Below are 16,951 nucleotides of genomic sequence, written 5' to 3'. Positions count from 1 at the left end.
TAATACTAAAACCACGCCTCTAATTGGCGTGGTTTTTGACTTAAAAAAACATAAAGTTTCTATTTTGAATCGAAAAAAAATCTCTTTTTTAGTTCTTATCATAATAACTATAAGCACAACTTTTTCTCAAGAAAAAATTTCTTGTAAAATAGTAGACGCTACTTCCGGAGCACCTATTGTTTATGCTACAGTTATGCTAAAAAATATAAATAGAGGTACACATGCAGACCTCAACGGAAATTTTGAAATACCAATAGAACAAAAAAATAAAGGAATAATTAGAATATCTTCTATCGGATATAAAACCAAAGAAGTAAAGCTCTCTCAATTAAAAACAAACAGTATTAATGTTATCTACTTATCAATAGCGAATAATCAACTCAATGAAATCGTTATTAAATCTTCAAAAAAGAAAAAAAGACAATTATTAGGCATTCAAATTGTTAAACAAGCTGTTCAAAATATTACAGAAAATTACCCAACAGAACCACATTCTTATATTGGTTATTATAGAGATTACCAACAACCTGTTGGTGATTCTTACCAAAAAAACAGACAATCTAAAGAAGAAATAAAATACTTAAATGTACATGAGGCAATAATAGAGTCTTTTGACGATGGTTTTGATAGTGATAAATTAGATAGTAAAAAAAATCAATCTTTATTATATAACTACAAAACAAATAAACAATTTATACAAGATCCTTCACTTACGGTTCCCTATGATAATGAAAAGAAAAAATATTCAGAAAGCGTATACATAACTCCTTTAGGAGGCAATGAGTTAAATATTTTAAATCTTACAAACACAATTAGAAACCATGATAAAATGTCATTTTCTTTTAGTAATGTTTTTGAAAAAGATTTTGTTAAAAACCATAAATTCAAAGTAAAACAAGTAATTTTTTCGGATAATACTCCAATCTATGAAATTTCATTTACCTCTATTATGGAAACAACAAATTATGATTATGCTGCATTTGGAACCATTTACATTTCTAAACAAGATTTTGCAATTCATAAACTCAATTACAACCTCTATTATAACAACAAGAAAAACCCACAATACTCAGTTACTATAGAATACATCCCTAAAAAGGATAAAATGTATTTAAATTACATCACTTTTAATAACTTCTTTGAAGCTTACAGCGGAGAATATTTTAAACTCATAAAAACCCATTACAATCCTAAACAAAAGAGTTTTAAAATGTATTTTAATAGATTGGTTGCACTTAACAGTATCCATAAAAGAAATTTTAAAATTTATTATAAAAATAAAAGATTAAAAGTTCTATATATTATTCCTATTGAAGGAAGTTCGAGAGTATTTAATGTTGTTATTGACGAAAAGTCTTTTAATGAAGTAATCTTAAAAAAGGAAAATGTTAACCTAATTTATTCCCCTTTCTTTAAGTTCGATATTACAAATTTAAAAGACCTAAATGGTTTTGAGATTAACAAAAGACCTAGTTTAAAAATAAATCAATACAGAGAATTTTTTGTACAAGAAACTTTCGAACAGAAAGAACTCCCTATTCAGCAAAGTTTTATTGATAAAAATTCACCTTTATCAAAGTCATTAATAACACCTTTAGAATTAGAACACAACTATTGGTTAAATACTCCTTTAAAGTCTTCTAAAAACTAAGAAAAGTTCAATCCATTTTTTATTTTCTATCAAACGCATTAAAAAGTATTCTATATTTGCAGCACAATATTTTTTATGAGTCAGACACTTTTATCTTCTCCTTTACAAGGCTTTACAGATTACAAATTTAGAAATGCATTCAATCATTTTTTTGGTGGAATTGATACTTTTTATTCACCATACATCCGTTTAAACGGAAAACTAGTGATTAAAAATTCTTACAAAAAAGACATTGAACTCAAGAATAATACCGAGTTAGAAGTAATTCCTCAAATTATTACCAATGATGTAGAAGAATTTCTTTTTGTAGCTAAATACGTTAGAGAATTAGGCTACAAAGAATTAAACTGGAATTTAGGTTGCCCCTACCCGATGGTTACCAAACGCGGAATGGGCTCTGGACTAATTGCAGATCCTGAAAAGATAAATAGCATTCTCCATAAAATTCATAATGAATCTGATATTTTAGTTTCTATGAAAATGAGAATGGGCTATGATACTCCTGAAGAAATTTTAGAGGTTTTACCAGTTTTAGACAATTATCCTTTAAAAAACATTGCTATTCATGCAAGAATAGGAAAACAATTGTACAAAGGCGGAACAGATTTAGATTCGTTTCAAAAATGTGTAGACAATACAAAGCATAAATTGTATTACAATGGAGACGTTACCTCTGTTGCTGCTTATAAAAAACTTCAAGAACGTTTTCCATCTATAGATCATTGGATGATTGGTAGAGGACTAATTGCAGATCCTTTTTTACCAAGTATGATAAAAGCCGAAACTACAGAATACCCGAAAAATAGGTTCGATATTTTTAACGAATTTCACGATCGTATTTTTACTGAATATGATGCAGCGCTTTCCGGTCCTACTCCTATTAAAATGAAGATGCTTGGTTTCTGGGAATATTTTTCTCAAAGTTTTTCAAACCCTCAGAAAACCTATAAAAAAATTAAAAAGGCAGGTAATGTAAGAAACTACGAAATTGCTGTTAGAGAAATTTTTAAAGAGGCTAAAAACGGTTAGGTAGCTAATAATATTCCTACCTTTTAATATTTTATCATAAAAAAAAGGCAACCTTACTGTAAAAGTAAGGTTGCCTTTTGAATTTATAGTACTAAAATATTGTTGAATTAATTTGCTGTTTCTGACTGATTCTCTTTGTTAAAATCGTTCACAACTGTTGCAATCACAGTATCTATTCTTTCTTGATTAATATCGTATTTAGGATTTAATCCTTTTTTCTCAGGAAAATTCTCAATAGTAACCGTTGTAGAAGGAAAAGCAAAATCTACACCTAACTCTTTCGCTAATTTTACAATAGCAATATGCAATCTGTGTTTAGAAGATTGCTCTACACCCCAAGCTAAACTCTTAAAATACACATTTACCATCACCAACAAAGCAGAGTCTCCAAAACCTGTAAACTCTACATTATAAGAATCAGAACGTGTTTCTGGATGTGCAATAATAATTTCTCTAAGGCCTTTAACAAAAGCCTCAATTAATTCTGGCGGCGTATCATAACGCAAGCCTAAATTTGTATTGTATCTTCTAAATAAACGCAATCCTTTATTATTAATAACCAACTCAGACAATCTACTATTCGGAATTTGATAAATAGAAGTATCTGCAGCACGTACTTGTGTAGACCTAAATCCTACTCTTTCTACCGTACCCACAACTTCTCCTGCCTCAATCCAATCATCTATATGAAATGGTTTATCAAGAAATATCATAATAGTACCAATCAAGTTTTTTACAGTGTCTTGAGAAGCTAACGCAAATGCCAAACCACCAATAGTAGCACCCGCTATCATTGTTGTAGTATCTACACCAAAAAGAACTAATAATCTTAAAATACCAACTACAATAACCACACCTGTTAAAAAACTATGTAAAATAGGTACTAGTTGATCATCTAACCTTCCATGAGTTCTTTCTGTAAACTCACCATATATACGCATTACAACTTTTACTAATTTTAAAAACACATAAATCCAGAAAATTGTTTCTGCTATATTTAAAGCCAAAAACACCCAAGTATTTGTGGTTAAACCAAATTGTAATGATGGAAAAGCTTTATCTATAAAACTTAATGCAACCAATAAACTTATTGGATGTGCCAATTTCTTAATTACCTTATTAACTTCTAAATTGGTATTCTTTGTAATTTGCTGTTGTAACTTTAATAAAATAAAAAATGCTATCCTTTTTACAATTAGGAAAATAATATAGGCTAAAATAAATAGTATTAACAATCCTATAATTTTCCACAATTCTATATTCAGTATCTTTTTATGACCAGAAAGAGGAATTATATTCTGTAATTTTTGAATATACCACGGATATACCGATTTGTATAAACTTTCAATTTTGTTAATTGTTTCTGTTGAATAATACCAATTATCACCTATCTTTTCTACATAAATTTGTGGCATTCTTTCAGGAAACAATACATATCTAAAATAAGAAGAATACCCAATTGTATCTTTATAATTAGCATTGGTAGGTACTCTGTTCATATCTACATACAAACCCTTACCGTCTAAAACTTGCTTTATTTTAATAGCTTTTTCAATAGCCTTCTCTTCGGAAAGACCTAAAATAGTTTTTGCTGCTTTTTTAGGTTCATAAGAATCAGATTGCAAAAAGTATAAATGTGTATAAACAGTAGCATGAGGAGTACTCATATCTACACGTATACTATCTTGAGCAGTTGTAAGAATTGGTAGTAATAAAAATAGCCACAATAATTTTTTCATATTTATTTCTTAAAAACACATTAAACAGAAATGCAAATTTAAACCTTTTCATTTTTTATGAGTCCAAGAAGCGTAATTAAAAATAACAAAACAAAAAAACAATGAAAAACATAGTAACTATTTTAGTACTTGTAATTGCTTTTACATTTACTGCGCAAGCGCAAAAAAAAGGAGGAAAACCTTCTACTGAAAAGATGTTGAAAAAAATGACAACAGATTTGAATTTAACTGCAGATCAGCAAAATGAGATTAAACCTTTATTAGAAGAACAGATGGCAGATAGACAAGCCTCTATGGAAAAAAGGAAAGCTCTACAAGATTCTGGAGAAAAACCTAGTAAAGAAGAACGCCAACAATTAAATGCTGAAAGAAAAGAAAAAGCTGCTGCTTTTAACACTAAAATGGAAAGTATTTTAGACAAAGAGCAATTTGCTAAATTTGAAGCAATGGCTAATGAGAAAAAAGGAAATACTGAAAAGAAAGGTAAAAAGAAAAAAAATTAAGAATAACTAATTTTGGTTGATTAGGTTATTAAAAAACTCGGTTTCTTTATGGAGCCGAGTTTTTACTTTTACAACACTAAACTAATGTTAAAGACTTGTTAAACAAAAATTTACATTAAACCTTTCTAGTTTTTATGGGTCAAAGAAGTATACATAAAAACATTAAAATTATAAAAATATGAAAAAATTAGCAAGCATCTTAGTATTAGTATTTGCAGTAACATTTACTACACAAGCACAGAAAAAAAGAGGAGGAAATGGAGAAAGAGACTCTAAATTAACAGCAGAACAACACGCTACTTTAGCAGTTAAAAAAATGACATTGACTCTAGATTTATCTGAAAAACAACAAAACCAAATTAAGCCTATTTTAATGGCTAAAATGGCAGAAAGGCAAGCTGCAATGGCAGAAAGAAAAGCTGACAGAAAAGATAGAAAAAAACCAACGGCAGATGAAATGTTTGCAATGCAAAACAAACGATTAGATGACAAGATTGCAATGAAAAACCGTATGAAAGACATCTTAAGCAAAGAGCAATTTGACAAGTTTGAAAAAATGCATAAAAACAGAAGTAAAATGGCAATGCATAAAACAAAAGGAAAAAAAGGATCTAAAAGTAACAAGAGAGATCAAAGAGGTGATAGATCTTAAAAAATAAAAGTAAACTAGTTTTGGTTGATTAGTTGATTGAAAAAACCCGATTTCTTAATTGAAATCGGGTTTTTGTTTTTATAACGAATTGGTTTTGCGTTAGGGATAGAACGGTTTGTTTGAGCTCTTTTTTGTGTTTTCAAAAAAAGCGAGTAGAGAAAGCCCGACCTTGTGTAACGCCCAAATCTTATTCTTTAAACCAACTAGAATATTTTAAATAATTATTAGCTATTCTATCAATTTCACCAGAAATTAATTCTTGCGAAATATCTTTTACTTTTTTAGCCGGAACTCCTGCATAAATACTTCCGCTTTCTACTCGGGTATTCTTAGTAACTACTGCACCTGCAGCAATAATTGAATTAGATTCCACCACACAATCGTCCATAATAATAGCCCCCATACCTACCAAAACATTATCGTGAATTGTGCAACCGTGCACAATTGCATTATGCCCAATAGACACATTATTGCCAATTGTTGTAGGTGATTTTTGATACGTTGCATGGATTACCGCACCATCTTGAATATTTACTTTGTTACCAATTTTTATGAAATGTACATCGCCTCTTAGCACTGCGTTAAACCAAATACTACATTCCTTTCCTAGAGAAACTTCACCAACAATTGTCGCATTTTCTGCTACGTAACAATCTTCTGGTATTTGCGGATGATTTCCTCTTACTGCTTTTATAATTGCCATAATTTATAAATTTAAATTGTACTTTTTAGTATTATAACGTTGGATTACATCTAATTTCTCGGAGAAAACGGAAGTTATACTTCTATTGAAACCACCAAACCTTCATTACTTCTTACATTAAAAACGGTTTCATCTTCAAAAATTAAATACTGCCCTTTTATTCCCACTAAAGTCCCTGTATAAGTTGGTGTTTTAATCAGGTTTAAACTTTTTGGTTTTACAGGGTATTTTATCACCGGAAAATTGATATGTGTTTCAGAATTATTTTCAATAAAATATGCCTTTGCTTCTTCTGGGATAAACTCTTTTAATTTATCTCGCCAAGCTACCAAATCTACATCTTCAATATCATTTTTTAGCATTTTACGCCAATTGGTCTTATCTGCAACATACTCTTTTAAAGCAACCTCGGTAATTCCTGCTAAATAACGATTTGGGGCTTCTAGTATTTCAATTGCTTCATGTGCTCCTTGATCGATCCAACGGGTTGGAACTTGTTGTTTTCTTGTAACTCCAACTTTTACGTTGCTAGAATTTGCCAAGTACACAATATGTGGTTTTAATTGCACCGCTTGCTCGTAAGCCAAATCTCTATCTTCGATACCTAAATGTGCTTTACTTAATTCTGGTTTCATAATCCAATCTGCCGCACTCGGGATTTCGAAAAAACAAGACTTACAAAAACCTTGTCTATAAATTTTCTTTTCTAAATGACAATTTAAACATTCGTATGTTACAAAACGGATAGTTATCTCTTTATTTATTAACTGATTCATGTTTATAAAATCAGTTTTCATGTCTAAATAATACAGAATTTCAGCTGCATTTTCGGTCATCATTTTTTTTAAAACTCCTTGGTAAATCATCGCACAAATTTTGTATTTTTAAACTTCGGTTTTAAAACAATATTTGTTCTAAAATCATTCTAAACAAACTTACGAATTTCTATGGCTTTTCAAATTATCAATTCTATAATTTCTTGGTTTTTAAAGAAACGTAAACATCAAATAGAACTGTTTTTAAAATACCCCATTGATGTACAAGATGAATTACTTTTAAAACTTGTTCATACTGCTAAAAACACAAAATTTGGAAAAGAAAAGAACTTTGCTCAGATAAAAAATCATACAGATTTTACAAGAAATGTTCCTATTCAGAAATATGAAACTTTTGAACCTTTAATAGAAAGGTGTAGAAAAGGGGAACAAAATTTATTTTGGCCAACAGACATTAAATGGTTTGCAAAAAGTAGCGGAACCACTAACGCTAAAAGTAAATTTATTCCTGTTTCTGATGAAGCTTTAGAATATTGCCACATGAAAGCTGGTAAAGACATGTTGTGTTTGTACATTAATAATAATGAAGATACTCAGCTTTTTACTGGAAAAGGATTACGCTTGGGCGGAAGTTCTGATGTATACCAAGACAACAATTCTTATTTTGGAGATTTGTCTGCAATTATTATAGAAAACATGCCTTTTTGGGCAGATTTTAGCTCTGCTCCTAGTCAAGAAGTTGCTTTAATGAGCGATTGGGAAACAAAAATGGATGCTATTATTGATGAAACCATCGATGAAGATATTACAAGTTTAGCAGGTGTACCAAGTTGGATGTTGGTTTTGCTAAACCGAGTTTTAGAACGTTCTGGAAAAGAGAATATTCTACAAGTTTGGCCAAACCTAGAAGTCTACTTTCACGGAGGCGTAAACTTTAATCCTTATAGAGAACAGTATAAAAAAATTATACCAAAAGATAGTTTTAAGTACTACGAAATTTACAATGCTTCAGAAGGTTTTTTTGCGATTCAAGATAGAAATAATTCCAAAGAATTGTTGTTAATGCTAGATTACGGAATTTTCTATGAGTTTATTCCGATGAGTGATTATAAAGGAGAAAATTCTAAAACGATTACACTTGCTGATGTAAAAAAAGACATCGATTACGCTTTAATTATTACTACAAACGGAGGTCTTTGGCGTTATTTGATTGGAGACACCATTCGTTTTACTTCTATAGAACCATATAGAATTAAAATTACAGGTAGAACAAAACATTATATAAACGTTTTTGGTGAAGAATTAAATATAGAAAACGTAGAAGATGCTTTAAAATTAGCCTGCGAAAAAACAACTGCTACCATTGCAGATTATACTGTGGGCCCTATTTTTATGGAAGGTAAAGAAAAAGGTGGTCATGAATGGGTAATAGAGTTTACTAAAAAACCAGATTCTATGGGTTATTTTTCTGAAATTTTAGACAATGCATTAAAATCTATCAACTCAGATTATGAAGCTAAACGCTATTTAAACATCACTTTAATGGCGCCAAAAGTACACCAAGCAGAAGAAGGTTTATTCTACAAATGGCTAAAACAAAAGAACAAATTAGGAGGCCAACATAAAGTACCAAGATTATCTAATTCTAGAGATTTTGTAGATGAATTAATAGTGTTAATGAAATCTTAAAATTATTGTAATACCAACTTCATTAGGCATGATTATTGATAAATAACCTTGAGATTTATCAACACCAAAAACCTAGAAATGATTAAAAAAATTACTTTTATTTTTTTCCTTTTACTCTTAAACTATACTACAAGTGCTCAAATTCTTACTGTAATAAATAAAGAGACTAAAGAAACTTTAGAGCAAGTAACTATATTTAACAAACAAACCAATAATTATGTTACTACAAACGGAGAAGGACAAGCAGATATTAGTGATTTTATAAATGCGGAAACATTAGAAGTTCGGTTTCTTGGTTTTAAAACTAAAATTACAAGTTACGAAGCTTTTAAACAAAATAGCTTTCTAGTACACCTAACTCCTACAATATTAAGAATAGATGAAATTGTAATTTCTGCTACAAAATGGAAACAAAAAACATCTGATTTAGCTACTAAAGTTACTGTTATATCCCCAAAAGCAATCGCCTTAATGAACACACAAACGGCTGCAGACCTGCTTACCGTTTCTGGTAAAGTATTTATGCAGAAAAGCCAACAAGGAGGCGGAAGTCCTTTAATTAGAGGTTTTGCTACCAACAGATTGTTATATACTATTGATGGTATTAGAATGAATAATGCCATTTTTAGAGCTGGTAATATTCAGAATGTAATTTCTTTAGATCCTTTTGCCATAGAAGAAACCGAAATCATTTTTGGCCCTGGTTCTGTTATTTACGGAAGTGATGCTATTGGTGCTGTAATGAGCTTTAAAACCTTATCGCCAAGTTTGTCTTTAGATGATGAAACACTAATTACAGGAAATGCTTTAACACGATTCTCTTCTGCAAATGAAGAAAAAACCTATCATGCAGATTTTAATCTAGGCTATAAAAAATGGGCATTTGTTACTAGTTTAAGTTATAATGATTATGGCGACTTAAGAATGGGAAGCGATGGTCCGGAAGAATATTTAAGAAATGTATATGTTGAAAGACAGAACAATGAAGATATTGTAATTACTAATAAAGACCCAAAAATTCAGACTCCTTCGGGTTACACACAAACCAACTTGATGCAAAAAGTGAGGTTTAAACCAAATGAAAAATGGAATTTTGAGTATGGTTTTCACTTATCAGAAACCTCTAGTTACTCCAGATACGATAGACATTTAAGAACAAAAGACGGAAATCCTCGTTATGGAGAATGGAGCTACGGTCCACAAAAATGGATGATGAATAATTTTGAAATCAACAAGAAAGGAAGCAATTCATTTTATGATGATGTAACTTTAAGATTGACCTATCAAAAATTTGATGAAAGCAGAATTAGTAGAGATTTTAATGATAATGAAAGAGAAACAAGAACAGAACGAGTAGATGCCTACTCTACCAACTTAGATTTTTCTAAAAGTTTAAGTGCAAAAAGTAAATTGTTTTACGGAACAGAATATGTTTATAATGATGTAAATTCTACAGGAGTAAACACAGATATTGATACCAATATTTCTCAAGCAGGACCTAGTAGATATCCAGATTCTAATTGGTCTTCTTTAGGGGTTTATGTTTCTAACCAATATAACCATTCTAAAAAATGGGTTTTACAATCTGGTTTGCGTTATAATTTTTACAGCTTAAACGCTACTTTCGATACTACTTTTTACCCTTTACCTTTTACAGAAGCCAATATAAATGACGGTGCTTTAACCGGTAGCTTAGGTTTGGTTTTTAGACCAAAAGAAGATTGGTTATTAAGTACAAATTTCTCTACCGCTTTTCGATCTCCTAATGTAGATGATGTTGGTAAAATTTTCGATTCTGAACCTGGATCTGTCGTAGTTCCTAACCCAGATTTAAAAGCTGAATATGCTTACAATACAGATGTTTCTGTAGCAAAAACCTTTGGTGATTATTTAAAGCTAGAAGTTACTGGATTTTACACCCATTTAAAAGACGCCATGGTAAAAAGAGACTATACTTTAAATGGTGAAACTGAAATGCTATATGATGGTGAGTTAAGTACCATACAAGCAATTCAAAATGCTGCCAATGCACATGTGTATGGTTTTCAGACAGGTTTTGAAGCAGAACTTGGTAGTGGAATTGGATTTTCATCAACAGTTAGTTATCAAAAAGGAGAAGAAGAATTAGATAATGGAGATAAAAGCCCTTCTAGACACGCTGCTCCTTGGTTTGGTTCTACACGCCTTACTTATAATGCGAGTAAATTAAAAGCGCAACTATATGCAGATTATAGTGGTTCTGTGGCTTATGAAGATTTACCTGACAGTGAAAAAGCAAAAGATTATATGTATGCAATTGATGCAAATGGAAATCCATATTCGCCATCTTACATTACGTTAAACTTAAAAACATCGTATAGATTTACAGATAATTTATTAATTTCTACAGGATTAGAAAACATTACAGACAAACGTTATAGACCGTATAGTTCTGGAATTGTTTCTCCAGGTAGAAACTTTGTAATTTCTTTAAAAGCGAATATTTAAAATAATTTTAAAGTCTGTTAACCTATATTTTACGTTCTACAACGTAATCTATCATGGTTAATAAAGAGTCTTTATATGGAGATGTAGGGAAATCTTCTAATATAGCTAAAGCTTTGTTTTTGTAATCATTCATCTTGGTGGTTGTATATTCTATACCACCTTTTTCTTTTACAAAAGCAATTACCTCTTTAACTCGTTTTTTATTTTTGTTGTGTTTTTTTACAGAATTAATCAACCAAGCTTTCTCCTTTTTAGAACAGTTATTTAAGGTATAGATTAAAGGCAAGGTCATCTTTTGTTCTTTAATATCGATACCTGTTGGCTTCCCAATATTTGCTTCTGTATAATCAAACAAATCATCTTTAATTTGAAACGCGATACCAATATACTCACCAAATTTTCGCATTTTTCTAACGCAATCTTGATTTGCACCGACAGAAGCAGCTCCAATACCACAACAAGCAGCAATTAATGTTGCTGTCTTTTTTCTGATGATATCAAAATATACTTCTTCTGTAATATCTAATTTTCTAGCTTTTTCTATCTGAAGTAGTTCACCTTCGCTCATTTCACGAACGGCAATAGAAATTAGTTTTAGCAAATCGAAATCTTCATTATCTATGGATAACAATAATCCTTTTGATAATAAAAAATCTCCAACCAAAACGGCAATTTTATTTTTCCAAAGTGCATTTACAGAGAAAAAACCACGTCTTCTATTACTTTCATCTACCACATCATCATGAACCAAAGTAGCGGTATGAATCAATTCTACTACAGAAGCACCTCTATAGGTTCTTTCATCGAAACCTCCATTAGAAACCATTTTTGCCACTAAAAAGACAAACATTGGTCGCATTTGTTTTCCTTTTCTACGAACAATATAATAGGTAATTCTGTTTAAAAGCGGAACTTTAGACAACATAGAATCCTTGAACTTTTCTTCAAAGAGTTCCATTTCATTTTTAATGGGAAGTTTAATAAGTTCTACTGGCTTCATTTGTACTAGATGAGTTTTTGAAAGTCAAAAATAGGGAAATTAATAAGATACTGAAACAAGTTCTGTACCGCTATTTTCTTTAAGATTTATTTGCTAATTGCCCACAAGCAGCATCAATATCCTTACCTCTACTTCTTCTAACATTTACAGTAATATCATTCATTTCTAAGTTAGAAATATAATTATTAATTACAGATGGACTTGCTTGTTGAAACTCTCCATCGTCAATAGGGTTGTATTCAATTAAATTGATTTTACAAGGCACTGCTTTACAAAAGGCAACCAAAGCCTTTATATCTTCTTTTCTATCGTTGATACCTCCCCAAACAATATACTCATACGTAATTGCTCTTCCTGTTTTTTCGTACCAATATTCTAAAGACTCTCTTAAATCTTTTAATGGAAAAGTAGCATTAAATGGCATTACCTTAGTTCTTACCTCATCGATTGCAGAGTGTAAAGAAACGGCTAAATTAAATTTAGCTTCTTCATCTGCCATCATTTTTATCATTTTTGGTACTCCAGATGTAGAAACAGTAATTCTTTTAGATGACATCCCTAAACCTTCTGGAGATGTAATCATTTCTATAGATTTCATTACGTTTTTATAGTTCATAAGAGGTTCTCCCATTCCCATAAAAACAATATTTGTTAGTTTCTTATCATAATACAACCTACTTTGTTTGTCGATTACTACAACTTGATCGTAAATTTCATCTGGGTTTAGATTACGCATTCTTTTTAAACGTGATGTTGCACAGAATAAACAATCTAAACTACACCCAACCTGACTAGAAACACAGGCTGTTGTTCTTTTTTCTGTAGGAATTAAAACAGACTCTACAATTAAGCCATCGTGTAATTTAATTCCGTTTTTTATAGTTCCGTCTTTACTTTTCTGCATAGAATCTACTTTGATATGATTAATAACAAAGTTTGCTTCTAACATTTCTCTAGTTTCTTTAGAGATGTTTGTCATAGCATCAAAAGTATGTAAAGACTTACTCCAAAGCCATTCATATACTTGATTTCCTCTAAAGGCTTTGTCGCCATTTTCTACAAAAAAATCGCGTAATTGTTCTTTAGTTAAGGCTCTTATGTCTTTCTTTTTAGTCAAGTTTTCTAGTTTTTAAAAATAGAGTTGCAAAAATACGCATATAATTTTAGCTTATTACTATAGTTTGCTAATTGGCTGCGTTAGCGATTGAAGTGGCATCCTTTTTTGTTTTTTTTTAACAAAAAAGATATAACGGAAAGCGCGACCTTTTTAGGGAACGCCCAAAAACAGAAAAACTGACAATTAAAATAACTGTCAGTTTTTAGTTTTAAATTCTTAACAGAATTATATGATTAACATAGCATCTCCGTACGTAGAGAATTTATATCCTTCTTTTATAGCTTCTTTGTAAGCTTCCATTACAAAATCGTAACCTCCAAATGCAGCTGCCTGCATTAATAAGGTAGATTTTGGTGTATGAAAATTAGTAATCATTGCGGTTGCAATACTAAAATCGTGGGGAGGAAAAATAAATTTATTTGTCCAACCTGTATATCCGTTTAACTCACCTTTAGAAGAAACTGAAGATTCTATAGCTCTCATTACTGTGGTACCAACAGCACAAACTCTTCTTTTTTCTTTTTTAGCTTTGTTAATTTTAGTTGCCGTAGCATCTGAAATATCAATTTGCTCAGAATCCATTTTATGCTTCGATAAATCTTCTACTTCTACTGGGCTAAATGTACCTAAACCAACGTGTAATGTAGTTTCTGCAAACTCAACTCCTTTAATTTCTAAACGTTTCATTAAATGTTTAGAGAAGTGTAAACCAGCTGTTGGTGCTGCAACTGCTCCTTCATGTTTTGCGTAAATAGTTTGGTAACGCTCATCATCTAAAGGTTCTACTTCTCTACCTATAGCTTTAGGTAATGGAGTTTGACCTAATTCTAATAATTTTGCTCTAAATTCTTCGTAAGAACCGTCAAACAAAAAACGTAAAGTTCTTCCTCTTGATGTTGTGTTGTCTATTACCTCTGCTACTAAACTATCATCGTCTCCAAAAAATAATTTGTTTCCAATTCTAATTTTTCTTGCTGGATCTACTAAAACATCCCACAATCTATTTTCTGAATTTAGTTCTCTTAATAAGAAAACCTCTATTCTAGCACCTGTTTTTTCTTTATTACCATACATTCTTGCAGGAAAAACTTTGGTATTATTCAACATCATAACATCACCTTCATCAAAGTAATCTATTACATCTTTAAAAACCTTATGTTCTATGGTTTGTTCTTTCCTGTTTAATACCATTAAGCGAGACTCATCTCTATGTTCAGCAGGATACGTTGCTAACAATTCTTCTGGTAAATCAAATTCAAAATGCGATAATTTCATATATATATATTTGCTTATAACGAGCGCAAAGATACGATATCGGGATAGGCGTTGTCAAGTGTTTGCCTAATTATTTACACTTTATCTATTTTAATGCCAATTTGTTGCATGTCATCCCAAAACTTTTGGTACGATTTTGTAACCACTTCAGCATTTAAAATTTTAATAGGAACTCTTAGCGCCAAAGGTGCAAATGCCATTGCCATTCTATGATCGTTATATGTTTTTATTGCAATATTAGGATTTATTGTCGCAGAAATTTCTAAATGCAAACTTTTATCGGTTACAGAAATTGTAGCTCCTAAATTGGTTAACTCGTCATTTAAAGCGACTAACCTATCTGTTTCTTTAATTTTTAAGGTATGTAAACCAGTTAAATTACACGCAATATTTTCTGCAAAACAAGTTACAACAATTGTTTGTGCAATATCTGGCGCATTTTTTAAGTCGATTTCTAAAGTTGATTTCTTTGTTTCTTTTACCTTTTTTAGGGTGATAAAATTATCACCGAAAATAGTTTCTACTCCAAAATGCTGATAGATTTCTGCCAAACAAGAATCTCCTTGTAAGCTTTCTTTTTTATAAGCTGATAAAGAAATTTCTGAACCTATTTCTGCCAAAGCAGCAATTGAATAAAAATAACTTGCAGAAGACCAATCTGATTCTACCACAACTGTTTGTTTTTCCACAGATTTCTTAGGCAAAACTTTAATAAAGTTTCCTTCAAAATTAGTTTCAATACCTAATTGATTTAACAAACTTAAGGTCATATTAATATAAGGAACAGAGGTAATTTTACCTAGCAACTCTATTTCTAATCCGTTTTCTAATTTGGATGCAATTAGCAACATAGAAGAAATATATTGACTACTTACATTTCCATTTATTTGGACTTTATCTGTTGTAATTTTAGACCCTTTAATTCTAATTGGTGGATAGCCAACTTTATCTTCATAAGAAATCGTTGCCCCTAAGTCTTTTAAAGCATTTACCAAGATTTCGATTGGTCTGTTTTGCATTCTCTCAGAACCTGTAAGAACAACCTCTCTACCTTCTTTAACTGCAAAATAAGATGTTAAAAAACGCATTGCTGTACCTGCATGACCAATATTTACAACTCCATCTTTTGTAGAAAGTGCATGTTGCATGTGTACCGAATCGTCTGAATCTGATAAATTTTCTATAGAAAGTTCTGGAAATAAATTTTGAAGAATCAGCAATCTATTCGATTCACTTTTAGAACCAGAGATTGTTATTTTCTCATTAATCTTTTTATTATCTACAACATTTAATAATATATCCATCTCTGTAAGTTCTATAAATTGGTTTTATTAACAAAGTGCCAAAGTTACCACTCAAAAGGCTTTTACCAAAGTTTCTTTGCTTTAAATAAATGTAAAAATTGTGTGCTTTTATTAAGAATTGATAGAGATATCGCTATTTAAATCCAATTCAATTGCATTTTCTAAATCTTCTAAATGCTGTTTTCTAACTTTTAACTTTGTTGCTGCATGTGCTTTTTTATTCAATTTAGAAAACATGCCTGCAACTTTTATTGTTGTTGGTAACAAATGGTCTGCAGAAACAATTAGATCTAAAAAACCAGCTTTTACAGCATCTTTTGGATTGTAAATTTCAGAATTATTTACACTTCTATTTAAATACACCTCAGACAATCTAGATTTGGCAATTGCAATACCTGCATTATGCATGGTCATACCAATCATTACTTCATTTAATCCGATTTTAAAATCGCCTTCTATTCCAATTCGATAATCTGCAGAAAGCAATAAAAAAGCTCCTTTTGCAATAGCGTGACCAGAACAAGCAATAATAATTGGTTGCGGAAAAGACAACATTTTTAAAGACAATTTAGAACCTTTTGTCACCAATTCCTTAGCTGCTTCAGCCGATTTTGTCATCACTTTTAAATCGAATCCTCCAGAGAAAATTCCGTTTTGTCCTGTAAGAACAACTACCTTATTTTCTGCTGCTGCTTTGTCTAAACCAGCATTCAAACCTTCTATTACTTCATGAGATATCGCATTTGCTTTTCCGTTATTAATCGTAATTAAAGCGTAATTTTCTTTTGATTGATAGGTAACAAATTTGTTCATTATTTTTATATTTTAAAACAAGTTACAATATAATTTAAAATTACAACATCAACAATTCGTCCTTCCATATTCATTTTATTTGGGCGTTACCTAAAGGTCGGGTTTTACGCTACAATCTTTTTATTCGTACCTCAAAAAAAGGATTTCTACTGCAACCCCTAACGCAACCTACTTGCTAACAATTTATAATTGAAGATTTATTAGTTATTATTT

Annotated in this window: 14 protein-coding genes; 6 read left to right on the top strand and 8 right to left on the bottom strand. The window is 30.7% G+C overall.

The features are described 5' to 3' along the window. Positions 1-64: 64 nt before the first annotated feature. Together H0I29_RS10195 and H0I29_RS10190 are read left to right on the top strand one after the other, a co-directional pair. On the top strand, positions 65-1,651 hold the full coding sequence (locus tag H0I29_RS10195) for a carboxypeptidase-like regulatory domain-containing protein (RefSeq protein ID WP_218752201.1): 1,587 nt from the start codon (positions 65-67) through the stop codon (positions 1,649-1,651). A gap of 75 nt (positions 1,652-1,726) precedes the next feature. Further along, a complete protein-coding gene (locus H0I29_RS10190; protein WP_218752200.1) occupies positions 1,727-2,680 on the top strand; it encodes a tRNA-dihydrouridine synthase in 954 nt (317 codons plus the stop codon). Between the two features lie 107 nt (positions 2,681-2,787). On the opposite strand, the gene H0I29_RS10185 is transcribed toward H0I29_RS10190, so the two are convergent. Further along, a complete protein-coding gene (locus H0I29_RS10185; protein ID WP_218732658.1) occupies positions 2,788-4,419 on the bottom strand; it encodes a mechanosensitive ion channel family protein in 1,632 nt (543 codons plus the stop codon). A gap of 101 nt (positions 4,420-4,520) precedes the next feature. Between H0I29_RS10185 and H0I29_RS10180 the strand changes: the two genes are divergently transcribed. Beyond that, positions 4,521-4,922 (top strand): Spy/CpxP family protein refolding chaperone, encoded by a 402-nt coding sequence (locus H0I29_RS10180; protein ID WP_218752199.1) that lies wholly within the window; start codon positions 4,521-4,523, stop codon positions 4,920-4,922. Positions 4,923-5,100: 178 nt separating this feature from the next. After that, positions 5,101-5,574, top strand: coding sequence for a hypothetical protein (locus tag H0I29_RS10175; protein WP_218752198.1), 474 nt, complete (start codon positions 5,101-5,103; stop codon positions 5,572-5,574). 187 nt (positions 5,575-5,761) lie between these two features. Here H0I29_RS10175 and H0I29_RS10170 read toward each other — a convergent pair whose 3' ends face one another. Both H0I29_RS10170 and H0I29_RS10165 read right to left on the bottom strand, forming a co-directional pair. Next, positions 5,762-6,277 (bottom strand): gamma carbonic anhydrase family protein, encoded by a 516-nt coding sequence (locus H0I29_RS10170; protein WP_218732655.1) that lies wholly within the window; start codon positions 6,275-6,277, stop codon positions 5,762-5,764. Between the two features lie 74 nt (positions 6,278-6,351). After that, complete coding sequence (locus H0I29_RS10165) at positions 6,352-7,143, bottom strand: DUF2797 domain-containing protein (protein ID WP_218752197.1); 792 nt, start codon at positions 7,141-7,143, stop codon at positions 6,352-6,354. Positions 7,144-7,224: 81 nt separating this feature from the next. Here H0I29_RS10165 and H0I29_RS10160 point away from each other — a divergent pair, with 81 nt between their 5' ends. Continuing rightward, positions 7,225-8,742: a GH3 auxin-responsive promoter family protein gene (locus H0I29_RS10160; RefSeq protein ID WP_218752196.1), complete on the top strand. Its 1,518-nt coding sequence runs from the start codon at positions 7,225-7,227 to the stop codon at positions 8,740-8,742. A 78-nt stretch (positions 8,743-8,820) separates the two neighbouring features. Beyond that, the gene (locus H0I29_RS10155; RefSeq protein ID WP_218752194.1) at positions 8,821-11,229 is read left to right on the top strand and encodes a TonB-dependent receptor; all 2,409 of its coding nucleotides are present in this window, start codon (positions 8,821-8,823) and stop codon (positions 11,227-11,229) included. Positions 11,230-11,251: 22 nt separating this feature from the next. On the opposite strand, the gene H0I29_RS10150 is transcribed toward H0I29_RS10155, so the two are convergent. The 5 genes from H0I29_RS10150 to H0I29_RS10130 all read right to left on the bottom strand — a co-directional run bounded on the left by H0I29_RS10150 (position 11,252) and on the right by H0I29_RS10130 (position 16,738). Then, complete coding sequence (locus H0I29_RS10150; RefSeq protein WP_218752192.1) at positions 11,252-12,229, bottom strand: polyprenyl synthetase family protein; 978 nt, start codon at positions 12,227-12,229, stop codon at positions 11,252-11,254. Between the two features lie 79 nt (positions 12,230-12,308). After that, positions 12,309-13,346 carry a 23S rRNA (adenine(2503)-C(2))-methyltransferase RlmN gene (rlmN, locus tag H0I29_RS10145; protein ID WP_218752190.1) on the bottom strand — a complete coding sequence of 346 codons (1,038 nt, stop codon included), beginning with the start codon at positions 13,344-13,346 and terminating at the stop codon, positions 12,309-12,311. A gap of 225 nt (positions 13,347-13,571) precedes the next feature. Further along, positions 13,572-14,621: a tRNA preQ1(34) S-adenosylmethionine ribosyltransferase-isomerase QueA gene (gene queA, locus H0I29_RS10140; protein ID WP_218752189.1), complete on the bottom strand. Its 1,050-nt coding sequence runs from the start codon at positions 14,619-14,621 to the stop codon at positions 13,572-13,574. A gap of 74 nt (positions 14,622-14,695) precedes the next feature. Beyond that, a complete protein-coding gene (locus H0I29_RS10135; protein ID WP_218752188.1) occupies positions 14,696-15,925 on the bottom strand; it encodes a 3-phosphoshikimate 1-carboxyvinyltransferase in 1,230 nt (409 codons plus the stop codon). Positions 15,926-16,036: 111 nt separating this feature from the next. Continuing rightward, entirely contained in the window at positions 16,037-16,738 is a 702-nt protein-coding gene (locus tag H0I29_RS10130; protein ID WP_218752187.1) for a crotonase/enoyl-CoA hydratase family protein, read from the bottom strand. Between the last annotated feature and the right edge of the window lie 213 nt (positions 16,739-16,951).

Origin of the sequence: Polaribacter sp. R2A056_3_33 (genome assembly GCF_019278485.1) — a bacterium.
In the GTDB taxonomy this organism is placed as follows: Bacteria; Bacteroidota; Bacteroidia; order Flavobacteriales; family Flavobacteriaceae; genus Polaribacter.
Note: the sequence above shows the minus strand (reverse complement) of the source record. Positions and strands in the feature narration are given on the sequence as shown.